Source organism: Nonomuraea rosea (genome assembly GCF_039539705.1).
Taxonomy (GTDB): Bacteria; Actinomycetota; Actinomycetes; order Streptosporangiales; family Streptosporangiaceae; genus Nonomuraea; species Nonomuraea rosea.
This window is the reverse complement of record NZ_BAABDQ010000082.1, coordinates 1-18,373: the sequence shown is the minus strand read 5'-3', so window position 1 is coordinate 18,373 and position 18,373 is coordinate 1. Positions and strand designations below refer to the sequence as shown.

Genomic DNA, 18,373 nt, shown 5'->3' with positions numbered 1-18,373 from the left:
GGCCCGGATCGAGCGACACGAACAGAAGGAGCGCCACTTCCAGCAACCCGCTGGCTGCGGCCACCAGCCTGCCGCACTATCCGCGGCCGTGTGAACCCTCGCATGACTTACGGACTGGACCACTAAGGCGGCCAGGGCATGGGCGCCTCCCGCCATCCAACGCTGGTCGAACTCCTCCGCAAGAACAACCGAGATCTCACCGTGGACGAGAGCGTCATCCCAGTCGCCTGCCAGGTGAAGGGCGTTACCAAGGTGGGAATGCGCGACGATGCGCTGGAAGGCCGACAGGTGCTCACTGCAGGCGAGCAGGCCGGTCAGGTCGGCGATCGCGCCGTGAACGTCGCCACTCCAGGTTCGGATTGTCGCCCTGCCGACCAGTTGGTCGCGGTCATGTCGGTTGCCGGCTGCGGCCGGGGGCAAGTGAGCGACACTTTCCAGTGCTTTGTCGGGACCCTGGAGGAAGGCCACTGCTAACAGGCGTACGCCCCGGACGATACCCATATCCAGGCCCTGCCTGGCGACGCTGAGCGCGCGGTCTGCCCACAAGATTGACTGGGCGGCTTGGCCTGCCATCGCCGTGTGGATGGCCAGCTGCTCCGCCGCGCGGGCCGACATCAGGGGGTTGGCCGCTGGATCAGCGTGTTGCCATGCTTCGATCAGGAACGGGATGGCGTCGTCGCTGCGGCCTTGGATTTGGGCCAGGACTCCCTGAGCGAAGGAACGGACTTCGGGCGGGCAGGTGGCGGGCAGTGTTTGGGCTAGTTCTGTCGCCTCGTGTACTCGGCCAGCGTGGGCAAGAGCGCCGATGGCCTCACCGATCAGCTGGGCGTGCTGGGATTCGTCCGAGCACAAAAGAGCGGCCTGCACCAAGTGGTTTCCTGCAGCGGACCACCGGCCGGTGAGCTGCTCGTCTTGTGCGAAGGCGGCCAGCTCGGCGGCCAGCTCGGGATCAGGTCCGGTGGCCGCACGTACCCGATGATGGAGACTCTCAAGGTCGGACATGGTGATTTCTGCCGCGTGTATGTGTAGGCGATGCCGAGTGGCCGCCCCGAGTCCTTGGTAGATCGCGGCCTGGGTCAAGGGGTGCGGGAAGTTCACCTGAAGGCTGTAGCCGACCCGCTGTTCCTCCAGCAGTCCTGCGTGGACTGCCTCCTCGAGCGTGGTCAGCGGCTCGATGGCGGCGAGCTTGGCGATCTCATCGATGGGGCGCGGAAGGGACAGGACACTAGCAGCGGCCAGTAAATCCCGGGTGGCCGGACTGCAGTCAGCTGTTCGAGCCAGCACCAGCGAGGCGTACCCGCGGGGAGCTGGCAGCGGCCGTGTGAGATCGTTCAGGGCCTCTGCCGGCAGGTGTTCCAAGAGTTCGCGCACGTGCAGGGGATTGCCCGCGGTGAAACTCCACAGGCGGTCCGCTGCCGGACCGCTCAGCAAACCGCCGCCGACACGTGGCCGGAGCTCGCGAAGCTCGGCAGCAGGCAGCCCGCCGAGCCGGATGTGGGTCGTCCGGTCATCCTCCAGCAGCTTGCGCAACCCAGTAGGGAGGACCGCGCCGGCCAACTCGCGGACGATGACGATGGACAGCACCTGATCGGCGCGCAGGCGGCGCAGTGCGAAGGTCACCGCCTGCAATGATGGAAGGTCGGCCCAGTGCACGTCGTCCACGACCACCACGATCGGCCCGTTGTCTTGGAGCGCTCCTAAGCGTTCCAGCAGCTCGATCCCTGCCGCGATCGGATCCCAATCGGCTGGGTAGGCCTCCCTCGTCAGCTGGGAAAGCACGCCGTACGGAAGATCGGTTTCGTTTTCATCTCCGCTGGCGTTGAGCACAGATAATCCGGGCCGGTCGGATAGGAAGCGGCGGATCAGCGTCGTTTTGCCGATACCGGCAACACCGTCTACCAGGACCAGATGCGGGATGCCGGATGTGACCTCACCGAAGATCATCCCGAGTCGTTCGAGCTCGGAGACTCGCCCAACGAACGCCGAAACCATTCCCCCATCGTGGGCGGATGACCTCATCCCGCCTAGACCCCAACCTGGTGGCCTTGAGGGATTTCCTCGAGCCCCACCCTGAGGCGCCGCCCGCCGCCGCGTTCCTAAGGTCAAGTCCTCATCCCAAGATAGGAAGCGACATGACCACTCCTGCAGACAACGGAATCCTGGTCAAGGGCGAATCTTCCCCGCACGTTTATCTGGTGGAGGACGGCCGACGCCGGTTGATTCCGGATGACGTCACCTTCGCACATCTCGGCCGAGGCGGCTACGAGGCCGTACGCGTCCTCCCCGACCATCATCTCGACGAGCTGGAACAGGGTAGACCGCTGCCCTCCCTGATCGAAGGGACGCTACACATTGCTCCCGACGCCACCTCCGCCTTTCTGGTGCGGGCCAGCACCCTGCGGGAAGTGCCCGACGAGCAGACCCTCGCCTCCCTGCCGCGCGAGCGCGTATCCGTCGTAGAGCCGTCGGATCTAAAGCTGTTCCACATCGACCAAGGGCCGGCGCTGCCGAGCATCACCACCACCCCGCAAAGCGTTCTGGAGGTGGACGCCTACCTTCGTTCGCTGGCACCGCTGCCCGCCGAGCCGGCTAGCGAGCGTGAGATCAGCGTCAGTGAGCGATCGGCCCGAGTGGATGACGTGGATGTCGAGGTCAGGGAATCCACGCGAGACATCGTCGCCCTCGTCCACGAATTCACGGAGACGTCACCGGTTCCCGACGTCATGTGGGCGGGTGCCGTCGTGACGGGCCAGTCGGTGCGGACCGGCGCGTTGGCTCCCATCAACCTGACCCGCCATCCAGGGACGATCACCGTCACCACCGATCTCAAGACGAAGAGCACGAGATCCCGAAGTAGTTACCTGGACACACCCTCGTTGCCGTCCTACATCGATACCCTCAACACCCTCATCGGTGAACTCGCCCCCGAAGACGCCGAGGCTGCCCTCGCAAAGAGTCTTGTCCAGATCAGCAGCCTGGAGGAGGGCGCGATCAACCTCGGCCTCAACGTCAAGGGACCTATGTTCGGCGTCGGCGCAAGGACCAGGCTTACCAGCAAGCTGGAACAATCCACCACATTGGGGCTGTTCACGCAGACCTACTACAACGTCGCCTTCACCCCGGATGGATCACCTTCACGGTTCTTCGCCGACGATGTGAGTCTCGACGAGGTCAAGCTATATGCGGGACCCGACAACCCGCCGTGCTACATCGCGAACGTGTCCTACGGCCGGGCTCTCCTCATCTTCGCCGAGTCCACCGCGAGTTCCGGCGAGGTCAAGTCGGCGCTGGAAGCGGTCTGGGAGGGGGCGGTCTCGGGAGATCTCAACATCGACGTCAGCCACAAGAACGTCCTGCGGAAGTCCACGCTTCAGGTGAGTGTCGTCGGCGGCGCGGCCGGCGAAGCGGCCCGCCTGCTGGTGAACCCGGCCGCGAGCCTAGCCACGTTCATCCAAAACGAGATCAAGGTAACCGCGGACACTCCGGCTGCGCCCATCAGGTACACGGTGCGATATGTGGCCCCCAAGCACAATCTGACCGCGGTCAACCGAACTACACAGGTCGTGCGCGTGGTGGACGCCAACGTCTATGGCGGTCCGGAAGTGAAGATGGACGGCATCCAGGTCGGTGAAGGGTCTGGAAGCGGGCCGGTCAACACCGGTATCAGACTCAATCGAGGGGACAAGATCACCATCACCGCGACTGGCAGCATCTGGGCGGGCTGGACCTTCATCGGCCGCAACGGGCCCGAAGGACTCGACGGGCCCGGCAAACCCTGGTACCCCCTTCCCCAGGCGCGCGGATCCAGCCTCATCGCCGGCTTCGACAACCACAGTTACTTCTACGTCGGCGGCGGCGTAGGGCCTATGGCCGTCCCCGCTGAGCAGGACGGCTCGCAACTCTGGCTCCGCCTCAACGACGACAACATGGAAAACGGAAACGGCACCTTCTACGTCACCGTAACCGTGCAGCGCCGCCTGCCAACCATTTCCACGCAGCCGGCGTGACAATGGTTGGCTCAGGTAGTTCTACCTGAGCCGTTCAAGTAGGCGGGAATCGCCGAAGGCCGCGCTGATCTATGGGCACTTGCAGACGGGCGCAATGGCCCCATCGTTCAGGCGGCCATCGCCCGGCGATCAGCACGGCGGCACGACTAGAGTTCCTCTCCGTCAGACAGAGGCGGAGCTGGTGGATGGACCCGCTGTCGGGGCCGGCCGGACGTGCTCGGGTACGGCTGGCGCGCCTGTGCCGGAGGTTGCCAGGCGTGCCAGGTGGCGTCGCCCTCATTCGTGCGGCTGGAGACATCAGGGTTTCAGGCAGCCGCACGTTGCCCGGCGAGGTCGGCGGTGGCCGCGGCCTGCTGGGCCTGTCGGTGGGGATGAGTCGAAGCTGTCGACGGAGGTCTCCTCACTGTCCGGGTTGCACCAGCCCCCACCGCTGGTCGAAGCGGGCCAGGCAGACGTCATCGCCGCTCCACGGCCTGCCGCGAAGGGGACGGCGGCCGTCCAACAAGGGTGTACGTTCTTGGACGCCGCCGAGAAAGTGGCTGATGACGGTCTGGGCGTACGTGCGTGTCTCGACGCGTGAGGCCACGTTGGTGCCCCACGAACCGTCGAACTCGCGCTGGAAGGTGCCCTTGTCGACCTGGCCGTAGGCGCCGACGTGGGCGAGCTTCAGCGCGGGAAGGACATCCTTGTACTTCGCGGTGAGCTCGGCGGCCTTGGCCTCGTATGCGGCCTTGACGGCGTCGAAGCCCTTCATCGCGCCCGCCGCGTCGGCTTGGCGCTGCGACAGCTCCCGCCACGCCGACGGGATACTCGGCCCGATCGCCACGACGGGCGCGATAGATTGCAGCCGCTTGAGGTCGATCTCGCCGAGCACCGGCTTCGGCACACCGATGACGGTGAGGTCCGGCTTGGTCTCGGCGATCGCCTCGTAGTTGGTGTCGGCCGCCGTGTCGCCCGCGACCTTCGCGAGCTTGTCGTAGGTGGCCTTGATCTCGGCGTTCATCGTCGCCTCGCCGCGCGGCCACGTCGAGATCCCGACGAGCGGTGCCTTGGCCTGGATCAGAGCGGGTACGGCATAGCCTGTCGCGACCACCCGCTTTGGGACGACCGGGATGGCGATGCCGCCGTTGTCTGCCTTGACGACCCGCGTGGCCGCCTTGGCCTCCGACGTCTCGCCCCCACTGTCAGACCCGCACGCGACCAGAGACAGCGCGAGAATCAGGGCGCCACCAAGGCGCCACTTCAAACCAGTAGACATCGAACTCTTCCTCGGTAGTTAAGGGGGCAAGGTGCGACTTGCTCAATATGACCGAATTGTCCGTCATTGATCATCATCGTCGTAGTCAGCGACGCCACGCTTCCAGTAGCCCGTGACGCTGTAGTCGCCCTTGTCGAGACCCAGTTCGTCCCTGACCCAGCGGCGCAGCGGCTTCAACTGCCCCGCCTCACCCGCCAGCCACACGTAGACGCGCTCACCGTCCGGAACCTTCACTTCCCGTACGGCTCGCTCCAGCAGGTCGCCGGTCCCAGGCGGCAGGTCGGCCTCGTGCTGGTCCCCGCCGACGACTGGCGGTTACCTGCTGCGGCCCCGTCCATTCGAGGGGTTCCTCCTGATGGGCGGGGCCGCCGACGTGGACACCGTGATCGTGGCCGATCGGGTGCTGGTGGAGACGGGGCTGGTGATCTGCGGCAGCGCTACGTGGACGCGACGATCCAGGTCGCTGAGCGGTTGCCCGGCGTCGACCGCGCGGCGCTCACTGGGCTGGCCGTCTGACCGACAGCTCCGCCAGCTCGACGTTCTCGCTTATGCCGGGCTTGCGCCGGTAGGCGTTGACGGACCCCAGCGCCGCGAACACTACGTCGGCCTCTGCTTCGGGCCCCGCGCTACCATCCTCGTCGGCACCCGCTACCCCGGTTGGGGCGGCACGAGCGGCAAACAGGGCGCCGGAGAACGTGAGCTCCCGGTCTCCTTCAGCGTCGTGACCCTCCACCCGGGGCCCGAGCTGCTCAGCGACGAGGACGGCATCCTGCTGACCCGAGCCTGGCGCCCCGCCTTCGCGGCGGCAAGTGATAAGTGTCGCTGATGACCCGAGCAGGAGGTGTGGTCTTTTGGACGCCAGGCGACCCACTTAACCTGACGGAAACCTGAGTGGCAAAGGGATATCGCCGTATGGCGGGCGATTGTCATCAGGGCATTCCGAACGAAAGGAAGTGCAGGCCGCATGCCCAACCACGCCGACTGGTCGGTTGCGATCGCTGGAGAATGCATGGTGACCAGGCCGTTCTCCATGCACTCGGAGAAGGAATTCCAGGAGGTACGCGACCTGTTCAAAGGGTCGGACGTCGCGTACGCGCACCTGGAGATGAACTTCGCCGATTTCTCGAAGGTCTATCCGGGCCGAGGGGACTGGTTCGGCAGTTATATGTTGGCCGACCTCCGGATAGCGCGAGATCTGCGCTGGCTCGGCGTGGACATGATGTCGACGGCGAACAATCACAGCCTGGACTTCGGCGAGCGCGGCCTGACCGCCACACTGGAGTCCTGCCGGGCGGCGGGGCTGGCCTGCGCCGGCACCGGTCAGGACCTGGAGGAGGCCCGCGCCCCCGTTTTCGTCGAAACGCCGCGGGGCCGGATGGCGCTGATCGCCACAAGCTCCGGCAACCGCCCCCACGAATGGGCGGGCCGGCCCAAGGAGACCATGGCCGGCCGGCCGGGCATCAACCCGCTGCGGGTCACGATGACCTACACAGTGCCGCAAGAGGCGGCACAACACCTGAGGGCGGCGGCGGACCGGCTGAACATCCTGCGGACAAGCAAGGACTGCGGGTTCGGCAAGACCGGCCGGATGCTGACCGCAGAGGAGTTCCAATACAATCTGCCGGGCGGGCAGTCGGCGGCCGGTGAGATGGTTTTTCGCGAGGGCGACAGCTACGAGATCATCTCTGAGTGCCACCAAGGCGATCTGGAGGCTAACCTGCGTTCGATCCGCTCGGCCGCCGCGATGGCCGACCTGGTCATGGTCGCCCACCACTTCAACATCGCCGACGGCCCACGCGGTGACCGGCCGCCCCGGTTCGTCCGCGAATTCGCCCACCGCGCCATCGAGGCGGGAGCCGACGTCTTCGTCGGCCATGGCTGGCACCGGACCCTCGGCATCGAGATCTACCGCGGCAAGCCCATCTTCTACGGCCTGGGCAACTTCTTCGCCCAGTCGGAGTTCCTTGAGCGTGTCCCTTACGACAGCTACGAAACCTGGGGACACGACGTCGACGCGCTGCCCACGCTCACCCCTGACCTCCATCCCCTGCACCCGGGTCTCGACGGCCCCTCCGAGACATGGTGGAGCTCGGCCATCATCAAGGTCCACTTCACCGACGGCCGGCTCACCGGTGTCACGCTCCACCCGGTCGAGCTCGGCCGGGAGGTCTCCAAGGAAGCGAAGATCACTCGCTCTACCGGTAAGTCGGAGCGGCACCCGCTCACCGAGGGCCGTCCGCTCACTGCGGATCGGGTCAACGGCTCCCGGGTGCTCGAGCGATATCAGCAGTTGTCGGCCGAGTACGACACATCCATCGAGATCGACGAAGGGATCGGCAGACTGCGGCTAGACGGCTGACCATCGCTCGATCACGTATCTGGAGGTTTTGCGGATGAGGCGCACGTCTTGCCGATCGTCCGTCGCGGGCCCGCTACCGGCGGCCGAAGTCCCTCGACCGAGCGGTGATGGCGCATGGTGACGCCGGCCCCGGAGGAAACGCTCCAGCCTCGTGCGCCGAGGATGTTTCGAGGAGGCATGCAAGGCAATCGGGCTCTCATCGTTCTCGTCATCTTGCTCCTCACCTTTCTGGTGTTCCTCCCGACCGCGCTGGTGCTGGTCCGCGCTGTTTCGGAGAACCCCCGTGACCCGCTGGCCACCTTCACGCTCGACGCCCTGGCGAATTCCTACGGCTCGCCTGAGATCTGGAAAGTGCTGGCCGAGACCATGGCCATGTCGCTGGCGTGCGGGCTCCTGGCCACGGTCCTGGGCGGCGCGCTGGCCTGGATCCTGGCACGCACCGACGTGCCGTTTAGGAAGGTGTTCGAGCTCGTCGTCATAGCGCCCCTGTTCCTGTCGCCGTTCATCGGCGCGCTGGCCTTCCTCGAACTGGGTGCGCCTCGCACCGGACTGCTGAACCAGATCGCCCGGGGTCTCGGCCTGCCCGACTGGGTGGCGATCAACGTGATGACGTTCGAGTGGCTGATCATCATTCTGGCGCTGCACTACGTGCCCTACGGCTACCTGCTGGTGTCGGGGAGCCTGCAGAACATGGACGCGAGCCTGGAAGAGGCCTCACACATGAACGGGCGCGGCACCCTGCAGACGGCGCTGCGCATCTCCCTGCCCGCCGTCCGGCACGCCATGTTGTCGTCGGTCATGTTCATCACCGTCAGCGCGACCGGCATGTTCTCGGTGCCAGCGCTGCTGGGCGCGAAGATGAGCTTCAAACCCCTGGCCGTGACGGTCTACCGGGCCACGAACGGCTACCCGAGTGACTACGCCCTCGCGGCGGCACTGGGAACCATGCTGGTCCTGCTGAGTGTGATCGGCTTGTGGCTGTACCAGCGCGGCCTGCGGCAGTCGTCGAAGTTCGTCACCGTCACCGGTAAATCGCAGAACAGGAAGAGGATCCGCCTGGGCGGGGGAAAGTATGCGGTGATCCTTCTTCTGGTCGTGTACGCCCTGGTGACTACGGCCCTACCGTACGCCGCACTGTGCCTGCGGGCGTTCAGCACCTCGAGCAGCCTGGGTGAGATCCGGTTCACCACCGAGGTCTTCATGGGAGTCCTGTCGACACCCGAGTTGAAGGGCGCGCTGGTCAACACCGTGGTGGTCTCCGTCGTGACGGCCATCGCCACCGTGGCCGTGGGCACCCTGACCTCCTACGTGACCGAGCGGGTGCGGCACAAGGGCTCGGGGCTGCTCAACTCCGTCGCCATGTCGCCGCTGGCCGTTCCGGGAATCGTCTTCGCCACCGGCGTGTTCGCCCTGTATCTCGGCACGCCGCTGTACGGCACGCTGGCGGTCATGGTGGTGGCTTATGTGGCGTCTTACCTGCCGCATGCCACCCGCGTCACGGGCAACGGCTTCGCCCAGATCGACAAGTCGCTGGAGGAGGCGTCGCGGATGTGCGGGGCCGGCCGAGCCCGCATGATGTCCACCATTCTGCTGCCGCTGATGCGGCCGTCGATTGCGGCGGCGGTCATCATGGTGTTCCTGTTCACGGTCCGGGAGATCAACACCGCGATCCTGCTCTACACGCCGGACACCATGCTGCTGTCGATCCTGTCCTTCAACTACGCCCAGCAGGCCTCGCTGCCGGCCGCCGCCGTCGTCGGCCTGCTCGAGACCGCTCTCATGATCGCATGGATCGTGATCATGAGAGCGGTGTTCCGGCCGGGCAACCTGCACAACCGCGTCTGATGGGCGCGGGAAGACGATGAACGAGGTGACTGAACAGGTGGACGACGGTCTGGTGGTCAAAGGGCTTGTCGCTGGATACGGTGGCGCGCGTGCGGTTTCGGACGTCAATCTGGAGATCGGCCGCTCCGAGTTCGTCACCCTCCTGGGACCCAGCGGCTGCGGCAAGACGACGACGCTGCGCTGCGTCGCCGGCCTGCACCTCCCGCAGTCCGGCGAGATCACCCTGGGCGGTGAGCGGCTCTACACCCCCGCCATCAACGTCCCGCCGCACAAGCGGGACATCAACATGGTCTTCCAGTCCTACGCCGTGTGGCCGCACATGACGACGCTGGAGAACGTCATGTACGGGCTCAAGGCCAAGAAGATGCCCAAGGCCCAGGCTCGTGCCAAGGCCCAGCAGATGCTGGAGCTGGTCGGCCTGGCAGAGTTCGCCGGCCGGCATGCCACCGACCTCAGCGGCGGGCAGCAGCAGCGTGTCGCCCTGGCTCGCGCGCTGGCCACCGAGCCCAGCCTGGTCCTCATGGACGAGCCGCTGAGCAACCTCGACGCCCAGCTGCGGGCCAGGATGCGTGAGGAGATCCGCCAGATCCAGCGCAGAACGGGCATCACCGTTCTTTACGTGACGCATGACCAGTCCGAGGCGCTGTCGATGTCCGACCGCGTGGTCGTCATGAACCAGGGCGTCATCCAGCAGGTCGGCGACCCGTGGGCGCTCTACCACCGGCCGGAGAACGCGTTCGTCGCCACCTTCGTGGGCGAGGCCAACGTCGTGCCCGGCACCGTGACCGGTGTCGGTGCGGACGCCTTCACGGTGCGGGTCCCCACTCTCGGCCCGGAAACGGTGCTCGACATCGCCCGCACCACGGCGGCCGACTGCCCCTCGAAGGGGGACGCGGTCTCCGTCGTCTTCCGTCCGGAGTGGGTGCGCGTGCCAGACGACATGAGCCCCTCGTCCGCCTCGCCCGGCAGGAACGAGTTCAGGGCCCGGCTCGTCTCCAGCGAGTTCCTCGGCGATCACTTCGAACGCACGTACGCCGCGGGAGAGCACCGGCTGCACGTCCAGGCGGTCACCGGGCCGACATCCAGGCCGCCGCAGATCGGGGCCGAGCAAACCCTGCTCATCACGCCGGAGAACCTGACCTGGTTCCCTCGTGACAACACCGGAGCGCATGACGACGGCGAGGGCTCGGCGCTGTCGTCACGCGAAGACGCCGCCGAGACGCCGACCACGGTACTCGGTGGCTGACCCCTGTCCGGCCGGCTCGGCGAACACCTGAGCCGGCCGGGACGGGGGTCAAGCGTTCGCCGAGCCGGGCTGCTCGACAGGAGTCAGCGACGCGCCGAGCTTCACCGGCAGCATGCTGAGGAAGGCCTGAACCGTGGACGGGGCCTCGCGGTCGGGCGAGGTCAGGACGACGGCGCGCCTGAGCAATGGCAGGCCGAGCGCCTCGACGGCCCGCAGATGCCCCGCGCGCAGGTCCTCTCCCACACAGAACTCCGGCAGGATCGCCAAGGCCAGCCCCCGGGTGACATAGGTGCGCATCGCCTCCAGGCCACGGGATTCCAGGACGATGCGCAGCGACGCGCCGACCTTCTCCGCCCAGCGTTCCACGAGCTGGCGGCTGCGCATTCCCTCGGCGAAGGTCGCGAAGTCGGCCTGCCCGAGGTGGTCGATGCGCTCGCTCTGCGCCAGCATGTGGATGGGATCGTCCGGCCGGGCGTAGAGGTACATCCGCTCCTCGACCACTCCGAGACTCGGGAACTCCCGGGCGCCGGATAGCGGCAGATGCCCAGGTCGGCCTCCCCTTTGGCCAGAGTCTGCGTGCACGCCTGGCGTGACGGCTCGTGCTTGATGATCACACGGACGGACGGCGCCGTCTCCTTCATGGCTATCACGGCCTCGACCAGCAGATGCTTGATGTGGTCGGAATCGCTGACGACCGTGAGCGTCGCGTTCTGCGGGAGGTCCTTCATCTGCTCGAGCCGGTGATGGAACTGATCGGCGCGCGCGAGCATGTCTTCGGCGAAGCTCATCAGCTCCCGGCCTGCCGCCGTCACCTCCGAGCGTGCGCCCTGCCGGCGGTCGAACAGGGTACAGCCCAGCAGGCGTTCCAGATGGCGGATGCGTTGTGACACGGCCGGTTGAGTGAGCATCAGCTCAGCGGCGGCGGCACGAAAAGACCCGGCGCGGGCAAGGGTTTCAAAGGTGTACAGCTGGTCGAACGTCAGACCCGCGATGAGCCTTTGGCGGCTGGTGTGGCGCCAATCGCTGCTCGGGGGTGTCATCGTGGCATCCTATCGTCGCTGCTCATCACGGCTCTCGCCCGGTCCACGTCGCCTCCCAGCATGGCGAAGACGGCCGCCGGCATACCGGCGACCGCCTTGTTCGTCGTCGCGAGAGCCATCATTTGTTGAGAATGGCGTTCACCTTGGTGACGAAATCGGCGAACCCCTTTCCCTGCAGCTCGGGCTCGGTGGCCATGCCGTACCAGATGACGGGCTCGGCGTACCACGGCTGCTTGGCGATCTCGCGCTTGTCCGCCCAACCGGTCCGGGTGCCGATGCCCGAACCGAGGGTCGCCATGAGGTCATGGCCCTCAGCCGACGTGGCCCACTCCATGAACAGCCGGGCGGCGTTCGGGTGCGGGGTACGCGCCGGGAGACCGATCATCCAGAGGGCGGCGTTGGTGGGGTCGGGGTACTTGTACTCGATGGGGGCGCCCTTGGCGATGTAGTCGTTGTACAACGTGTCCGTGCCGAAGGTCAGGGCGTACTCGCCCTTCACCAGCTGCTCGGCGATCGGGATCTGGCTTTCAAACAGCGCCGGGTCGTTGGCGGCGACGCCTTCGAGCCACTTCCAGCCGTACTTGTCCGCCTGATGGAGTATGACGCCGGCATAGTTTCCGGCGGTGGTCGCGCCGCCGGTGTCGCCGAGTGCGATCTGGCCCTTGAACGAGGGATCGGCGAGCATGGCCACGGGGTCCTTCCGCAGCAGCTCCTGCTGGGCGGGCGTGGTCACCTTGGTGTTCCACGCCACCGCCCCGATGCTCTGGTGCAAGGGGTAGACGGCTCCCGCAAGCCCGGAGCCGGGAAGGATCTTCTCGAAGTCGTAGCCGTCGTAGTTCGCGGTCTTGTAGTCGGTGATCCAGCCCTTGGTCTTGGCGTCCTGCCACAGCTGGTACACGTTCTGGATGACGATGTCGGCGTTGTCGACGCCGCCGCTCACTTCCTGCGCCCACTTCTGGAACAGCGTGGTGCTGCCGTCTCGATAGAGCTTGACGGGGATGCCGTATTTCTGCTCGAACTGCTTGATCCACGCGGTGGTGGCCTTCTCCGTTGTGGCCGCGTACAGACTGAGCTCTCCCTCTTCCTTGGCCTTCTTCACCAGCACGTCAAGGCCGCCCGCCTCAGCGGCGCTCTTGGGAAGATTCGCGACACTCGTTCCACCGCCGGCGGCGCCCCCGCATCCCGCGAGCAGCAGAGAGCCCGCGGCCACGGATCCGACAAGCACCGTTCTGAACCTCATGGTTTTCGGCTTCCACATCGGATTGCATCCTCACTGCACATGAGCGGCACACCCGCCGGCCTCCGTGTTACTTGCCAGAAACACTAGAACCGGGCGTAACAGCCCAAAAGCGTTGACTTACTACTCGACCGATAAGGCCGGACTTATCGGTCATGCCGCTCCTATGTCTCACGACCTCGCGTCAAAATTGTTCTTCACATTGTCAACAATCTCTCCTATTGTCGAGCTTGCACCCGACCCGGCGATCTCTAAGGAGCTCTATGGATGTGCAGAGGCCGACTTGACGACAACGCCGCGGCCCAGGGTTCCATGGCGCGACCTGGTGCCGAACATACTGATCCCGAACGTCCTGCACGGCTGCGGGCAGGGCGCGGCGATCCCCATCCTCCCCCTCGCCGCCGTATCGGTGACGGGGTCGGCGGCCATGGGGGCCGTGGTCGCCGCCATGCTCACCATCGGCCAACTGCTCATGGTCTTGCCCGCCGGCTGGCTCATCACCAGATTCGGAGAGCGGCCGGTCATGCTCGCATCGACGACAGCCACCAGCCTCGGTGGCCTCGGGGCTTACCTGGCGCCCTCCCTGGAGGTCCTCACCATTGGCGCGTTGCTGATCGGAAGCGGCGTGGCCGTCTTCACCATGGCCCGCCACACGTGGATCACCGTGGCCGTTCCCGTCGAGGTGCGTGGCCGCTCGCTCTCCGCCCTGGCCGGGTCCACGCGGCTGGGAATGTTCGCGGGACCGTTCCTCGCCGCTCTCGCCCTGCATCTCACCGGCGACGTACGCGGCGGCTTTCTGGCCATCGTGGCGACGTCCGTGCTCCTGGCCGCCGTCGTCGCGCTCGCGCCCTTCCCCGCGGGAGAGAACAACGGCGCCGAGCCGAAACCGCGGGTGTTCCACACGATGTGGGAGCGTCGCGGCGTCCTGCTGTCCCTCGGCCTGACCATCTCCATCATCAGCACCATGCGCGCCACCAGGCGGATACTCGTGCCGCTCCTGGGTGCCGCCATAGGCCTGGACAACGTGACCGTCACCCTCGTCGTCGGGGTCGCCTCCGGAATCGACTTCTCGCTGTTCTACCTGGGCGGTGTGGTGACCGACCGATGGGGGCGGCTGGCGGTCGCGGTACCGGCCCTCATCGCGTTCGGGCTGTCGCACCTCGGCCTCGCGCTCGCTACGCAGCTGCCGGCCGCATCATGGTGGTACCTGTCCAGCACCGTGATGATGGCGGTGGCCAACGGTTGGAGCGGCGGCGTCGTGGCCACCATGGGGTCGGATCTCGCCGACCCGCGGTCACCGGCGCCGTTCCTCAGCTCGTGGCGGCTGACGACCGATCTCGGCTCCTGTGCCGCGCCGCTCGCGCTCGCCGCCCTGACCGCGATCTTCTCCCTGCCCGTGGCCTGCGCCGCACTCGCGGTCCTCGCCGCAGCCGGCGCCGCCATTCTCCCGGCTCATGTCCGCCGACATCTCCCGGGGAATCGGCGGTGAACGGACCCGACACGTCCCACCTTATCGGCCGATCACGAACTCTTTCGCGCGGCGTATTGAACCGGCCAGCCGGATCGACTTCCCTATGGAGACACAGAGAGCGGAATTCGCATGCCAGGAGTCAGTATGAACAACCGCAATAGGCGAAGCGGCAGGATGACGCTGGTCGGCGTTATCGCCGTGCTTTGTCTCGGCTTGGCCCCCGCGCAAAGCGCGGGAGCCAAGTTGCAGGCGCCACTCGCCGAGGGAGAGCGGAACACAAATGGCACGGTGGTCCGCGCCAAGGTGCACGCGAAAACGCTGGAGGGCAACCTCGAAGGAGACTCCCCCGACCGTGACGTCTCGATCTACCTGCCTCCCGGCTACAAGTCCGATCGTCAACGGCGATACCCGGTCCTGTACATGCTGCACGGTTTCACGGAGACGGATCTCAGCTACTTCGGCTCCGGGGCGGCAACGCATATCCCCACTCTCGCCGACCGGACGCTCCAGGCAGGCATGTCACGAGAGATGATCATTGTGACGCCGAACGCGATGACCGTCTTCGGCGGCAGCAATTACTCCAGCGGCGCGACCACCGGGGACTGGGAGAGCTTCGTCGCGCAGGAGTTGGTGTCCTACATCGATGCGCGCTTCCGCACCATCCGGCGGCCGGAGGCCCGAGGCCTCGCCGGTCACTCCATGGGCGGCTACGGCGCGATGAGGATCGGCATGAAGCACCCTGACGTCTTCTCCGCTCTGTACATCCTGAGCTCATGCTGCATCTCACCCACCAGCAACATCCCGGACACCCCAGAAGAGATCGCCGCATTCGAAGCGTTCACCACGCGGCCCGGCCACTACAGCCAGATCCCTTCCAGCATCAGGACCGCGGTCGCCGCCACGGCCTCGTGGGCGCCCAACCCGAAGAACCCACCTCTCTACTACGACTCGCCGTTCAAGAACGGCGAGCCCCAGGCGTCGGTCCTCGCCCGGATGACCGCCAATCGGCCGCTGGCCATGGTCGATCAGTACATCGGCAGTCTGAAGAAGCAGGACATCGCCTTTGACGTCGGCGACCAGGACACAAATATCGCGGCGAACCTCACCGAATTCGACCGGATCCTGAACTCCTACGGCGTGCCGCACACGTTCGAGGTCTACAGCGGCAACCACACCAACCGAATCCCCGAACGATTCGAGACGAAATTGCTTCCTTTCTTCTCTGAGCATTTGATGCGGTAAAGGAGTCCATCAATGGGCAGCAACGTACTGAGGCGGTACCGAATTTGAGCACGTTCGCCGGCATTGACGCCGCCGTTCCCACTCACGCACAAGCGTTCGCCGAGGCGATCGCGGAAACCGGTTGCACCCATGTCTTCAGCCTCATGGGCGACGGTAACATGCACTTGCTCATCGCGCTCCGGCGCCGCGGCGTGGACATAGTCGAGGCCCGGCACGAAAGCGCCGCGGTGGCCATGGCCGAGGGATACGGATGGTCATCAGGACGCACCGGGATCTGCTCGGTGACCCATGGCCCCGGGCTGACCCACGTGGCGACCTCGCTGGTCGTGGCTGCCCGTAACCACTCACCGCTCGTCCTCATCGCGGCCGAGACACCCGCCGGCTATCAGGGAGCCCAGAGCTTCGACCAGGCGTCATTCGCCGCCGCGTGCGAGGCGGTCTACCGGAGGATGATGCCCGGCGAAAGCCCGGCCGGCGTCCTCGGTGAGGCGATCGCCCTCGCGCGGGCCGAGTTGAAACCCGTTGTCCTCGGCGTCGCCGCGGATCTCCTGGCCTCTCCCGTCCATGGGACCGCCGCCGCCACCGAGATGCCCCGCGTCCACGCGACGCCCCCGCGCCCCGACGGCGCGGCCGCCGCCGAACGGCTGGCCCAGCTTCTCGCCGAATCAGCACGTCCCGTGCTGATTGCAGGGCGGGGCGCGATGGACGACGTCTCACCCGGCCTCATGCGTACGCTCGCCGAACGTTTCGGTGCCGGCCTGGCGACCACCCTGCCCGCCAAGGGCCTGTTCGGCGGGCACTTCCTCGATCTCGGCATCGCCGGAGGCCTGGCCCATCCCGCGGCCGAACGCGTGCTGCGCCGCGCCGACCTGGTCGTGGCGATCGGCGCTGCCATGGGCCGCAGCACCACCCAGTCGATGCGCCTGTTCGCGGACGCTCACATCGTGAAGGTCGTCAGGGACCACGAAGGCGAGGGAAAGGCCGAGTCCCTGCACGGCGACGCGGCGCAAACACTGAGGCAGGTGGTCGCCCTGACACAATCCGCGACCGGCGACCGGCAACCGTGGTTCATCCCCGTTGGCCTGTCGTCCGACTGCTGGCAAGAAGACCTGCGCGACTACGCTCCGCCGATCCCAGACGGAACCGTCGATCCCCGGCGCGCGCTCGTCGACATCAGCGAACACATTCCCGAAGACGCGAACGTGGTCATCAGCAACGGACACTGCTCGGGCTTCGCCGCAGCCTTCGTCCCCGCACCGGCACGCGGCCGGTTCTACACCGCGCAGGGCTTCGGCTCCATCGGGCAGGCGCTCACCACGGCCATCGGCGTGGCCCTCGGCGCGCCTGGGCACAAGACCGTGGTCTTCGAGGGGGACGCCGCGTTCATGATGCACGCGCCGGAACTCGACACGGCGGCCCGGGCCGGCGCGAATCTGACCGTGTTCGTGCTCAACGACCAGGCGCTGGGCACCGAGTACCAGCGGCTCAAACTAGAGGGCGGCGACGCCGACGCCGCCCTCGTGCCACCGCCCGACGTCGCCGTGCTCGCAGGCGCGCTCGGCGCCCGTCATGCGACGATCGCCGCGGAGGACGCGCAAACGCTCGCTGCGGAGGCACTGGCCCCCGGCCTCGCCGTCGCTGACGTACGCACGGCGCGTTCGGTACTCAGCCGGCACCTGCGCCTGCCGCACACGGGGGCCGAGACCTGAGCGCAACACAGGTTGAATGCGTAGAGTCTCTTGGTCGTGACGGATAGCGGTCGGTGCGGTATGACCGGGGGTATGCGGTACGGGTGCGATACACACCCGCTGAGCAGGAGCGGCGGGAGCGTGTACGGCTGCAGGCGGCCGAGTGGTTCGAGGCCGGGGAGTCGACCGGGACGGTCGCGGCGCGGTTACGGGTGCACGAGCGGTCGGTGACGCGCTGGCGTAAGGCCTGGCTTGAGGGCGGAGAGCAGGCGCTGCGGTCGAAGGGGCCGGTGTCGGGGGAGAACTGTCGGCCCGGCAGTGGCAGCAACCGGACGCCGAGTTACGGCGCGGCCCGCTGGCCTGGGGTTACGTCGAAGACCGGTGCTGGACGCTGGGCCGGTTCAAGACGCTGATCGGGCGGCTGCTCCACATCGGCTACCCCATCGAGGGCGTGGTCAAGCTGCTATCTCACGGGAGTGGCCTGCGCCGGACGCGGGGCACCCCTCGTGCCCACGTGCTGCGGTGGTCACAGGGGTGCGCTCGCGCGGAGGCGGGCGTGGCGGGCGAGCGAGTGTCGTGAGTATCCAATCAACGGACCGCCCGGCATCCTGAAGCCCGGCGCGACGGTTTGCCCCGTCGTGCCGGGCATGTCAGACGGTTCGCAGTGCCTCGGTGGGTTGCATGCGGGCCGCGCGGATGGCGGGCAGCAACCCGGCGACGGCGCCGATGGCGACGGCCGCGCCCAGCCCGCCGGCCCAGGCCAGCGGGGGCAGCACGGTGGCCCAGTTGTTGAGGTGGGTGTAGAGGGTGGTGGCCAGGGCGCCGAGGGCCACGCCGGTGAGGCCGCCGAGCACGGCCAGCAGGATCGCCTCCGACAGGAACTGCAGGCGGATGTCTGCTCTGGTCGCTCCGAGGGAGCGGCGCAGGCCGATCTCGGAGCGGCGTTCCAGGACCGAGATGACCATGGTGTTGGCGACGCC

The 18,373-nt window shown here is 66.8% G+C and carries 16 protein-coding genes and 1 pseudogene; 10 read left to right on the top strand and 7 right to left on the bottom strand.

Annotated features, from left to right (window positions below; translation table 11 throughout):
* Nucleotides 1–1,992 (bottom strand): AAA family ATPase (locus ABEA43_RS66535; RefSeq protein WP_345580885.1); only part of this gene is annotated, 1,992 nt, incomplete at its 3' end.
* A gap of 140 nt (nucleotides 1,993–2,132) precedes the next feature.
* Between ABEA43_RS66535 and ABEA43_RS66530 the strand changes: the two genes are divergently transcribed.
* Nucleotides 2,133–4,007 (top strand): thiol-activated cytolysin family protein, encoded by a 1,875-nt coding sequence (locus ABEA43_RS66530; RefSeq protein WP_345580882.1) that lies wholly within the window; start codon nucleotides 2,133–2,135, stop codon nucleotides 4,005–4,007.
* A gap of 400 nt (nucleotides 4,008–4,407) precedes the next feature.
* Here the strand turns inward: ABEA43_RS66530 and ABEA43_RS66525 are convergent, their stop codons facing one another.
* Nucleotides 4,408–5,265, bottom strand: coding sequence for an ABC transporter substrate-binding protein (locus ABEA43_RS66525; protein WP_345580879.1), 858 nt, complete (start codon nucleotides 5,263–5,265; stop codon nucleotides 4,408–4,410).
* Between the two features lie 63 nt (nucleotides 5,266–5,328).
* Nucleotides 5,329–5,544, bottom strand: a complete 216-nt coding sequence (locus ABEA43_RS66520) for a siderophore-interacting protein (RefSeq protein ID WP_345580888.1) — start codon at nucleotides 5,542–5,544, stop codon at nucleotides 5,329–5,331.
* Nucleotides 5,545–5,638: 94 nt separating this feature from the next.
* Here ABEA43_RS66520 and ABEA43_RS66515 point away from each other — a divergent pair, with 94 nt between their 5' ends.
* The 4 genes from ABEA43_RS66515 to ABEA43_RS66500 all read left to right on the top strand — a co-directional run bounded on the left by ABEA43_RS66515 (nucleotide 5,639) and on the right by ABEA43_RS66500 (nucleotide 10,715).
* Nucleotides 5,639–6,091: an RraA family protein gene (locus tag ABEA43_RS66515; RefSeq protein WP_345580876.1), complete on the top strand. Its 453-nt coding sequence runs from the start codon at nucleotides 5,639–5,641 to the stop codon at nucleotides 6,089–6,091.
* Nucleotides 6,092–6,229: 138 nt separating this feature from the next.
* The gene (locus tag ABEA43_RS66510; RefSeq protein WP_345580873.1) at nucleotides 6,230–7,624 is read left to right on the top strand and encodes a CapA family protein; all 1,395 of its coding nucleotides are present in this window, start codon (nucleotides 6,230–6,232) and stop codon (nucleotides 7,622–7,624) included.
* Between the two features lie 177 nt (nucleotides 7,625–7,801).
* Nucleotides 7,802–9,469 (top strand): ABC transporter permease, encoded by a 1,668-nt coding sequence (locus tag ABEA43_RS66505; protein ID WP_345580870.1) that lies wholly within the window; start codon nucleotides 7,802–7,804, stop codon nucleotides 9,467–9,469.
* A gap of 25 nt (nucleotides 9,470–9,494) precedes the next feature.
* Complete coding sequence (locus tag ABEA43_RS66500) at nucleotides 9,495–10,715, top strand: ABC transporter ATP-binding protein (RefSeq protein ID WP_345580867.1); 1,221 nt, start codon at nucleotides 9,495–9,497, stop codon at nucleotides 10,713–10,715.
* A gap of 48 nt (nucleotides 10,716–10,763) precedes the next feature.
* Here ABEA43_RS66500 and ABEA43_RS66495 read toward each other — a convergent pair whose 3' ends face one another.
* Nucleotides 10,764–11,216 carry a substrate-binding domain-containing protein gene (locus tag ABEA43_RS66495; RefSeq protein WP_345580864.1) on the bottom strand — a complete coding sequence of 151 codons (453 nt, stop codon included), beginning with the start codon at nucleotides 11,214–11,216 and terminating at the stop codon, nucleotides 10,764–10,766.
* A gap of 98 nt (nucleotides 11,217–11,314) precedes the next feature.
* On the opposite strand from ABEA43_RS66495, the gene ABEA43_RS66490 reads away from it, so the two are divergent.
* The gene (locus tag ABEA43_RS66490) at nucleotides 11,315–11,602 is read left to right on the top strand and encodes a hypothetical protein (protein ID WP_345580862.1); all 288 of its coding nucleotides are present in this window, start codon (nucleotides 11,315–11,317) and stop codon (nucleotides 11,600–11,602) included.
* Here the strand turns inward: ABEA43_RS66490 and ABEA43_RS68605 are convergent.
* Nucleotides 11,570–11,755, bottom strand: a pseudogene (locus ABEA43_RS68605) (helix-turn-helix domain-containing protein); the annotation flags it as partial. The gene ABEA43_RS66490 and the pseudogene ABEA43_RS68605 overlap by 33 nt on opposite strands.
* Nucleotides 11,756–11,873: 118 nt before the next feature.
* Nucleotides 11,874–12,980, bottom strand: coding sequence for an ABC transporter substrate-binding protein (locus ABEA43_RS66485; RefSeq protein WP_345580859.1), 1,107 nt, complete (start codon nucleotides 12,978–12,980; stop codon nucleotides 11,874–11,876).
* Nucleotides 12,981–13,317: 337 nt separating this feature from the next.
* On the opposite strand from ABEA43_RS66485, the gene ABEA43_RS66480 reads away from it, so the two are divergent.
* The 4 genes from ABEA43_RS66480 to ABEA43_RS66465 all read left to right on the top strand — a co-directional run bounded on the left by ABEA43_RS66480 (nucleotide 13,318) and on the right by ABEA43_RS66465 (nucleotide 17,806).
* Entirely contained in the window at nucleotides 13,318–14,481 is a 1,164-nt protein-coding gene (locus ABEA43_RS66480) for an MFS transporter (RefSeq protein ID WP_345580856.1), read from the top strand.
* 126 nt (nucleotides 14,482–14,607) lie between these two features.
* Entirely contained in the window at nucleotides 14,608–15,705 is a 1,098-nt protein-coding gene (locus tag ABEA43_RS66475; protein WP_345580853.1) for an alpha/beta hydrolase, read from the top strand.
* A gap of 44 nt (nucleotides 15,706–15,749) precedes the next feature.
* A complete protein-coding gene (locus ABEA43_RS66470; protein WP_345580850.1) occupies nucleotides 15,750–17,414 on the top strand; it encodes a thiamine pyrophosphate-binding protein in 1,665 nt (554 codons plus the stop codon).
* A gap of 83 nt (nucleotides 17,415–17,497) precedes the next feature.
* Nucleotides 17,498–17,806, top strand: coding sequence for a helix-turn-helix domain-containing protein (locus ABEA43_RS66465; RefSeq protein ID WP_345580847.1), 309 nt, complete (start codon nucleotides 17,498–17,500; stop codon nucleotides 17,804–17,806).
* Between the two features lie 237 nt (nucleotides 17,807–18,043).
* Here ABEA43_RS66465 and ABEA43_RS66460 read toward each other — a convergent pair.
* A partial coding sequence (locus tag ABEA43_RS66460) for an ABC transporter permease (protein WP_345580844.1) occupies nucleotides 18,044–18,373 on the bottom strand: 330 nt, incomplete at its 5' end.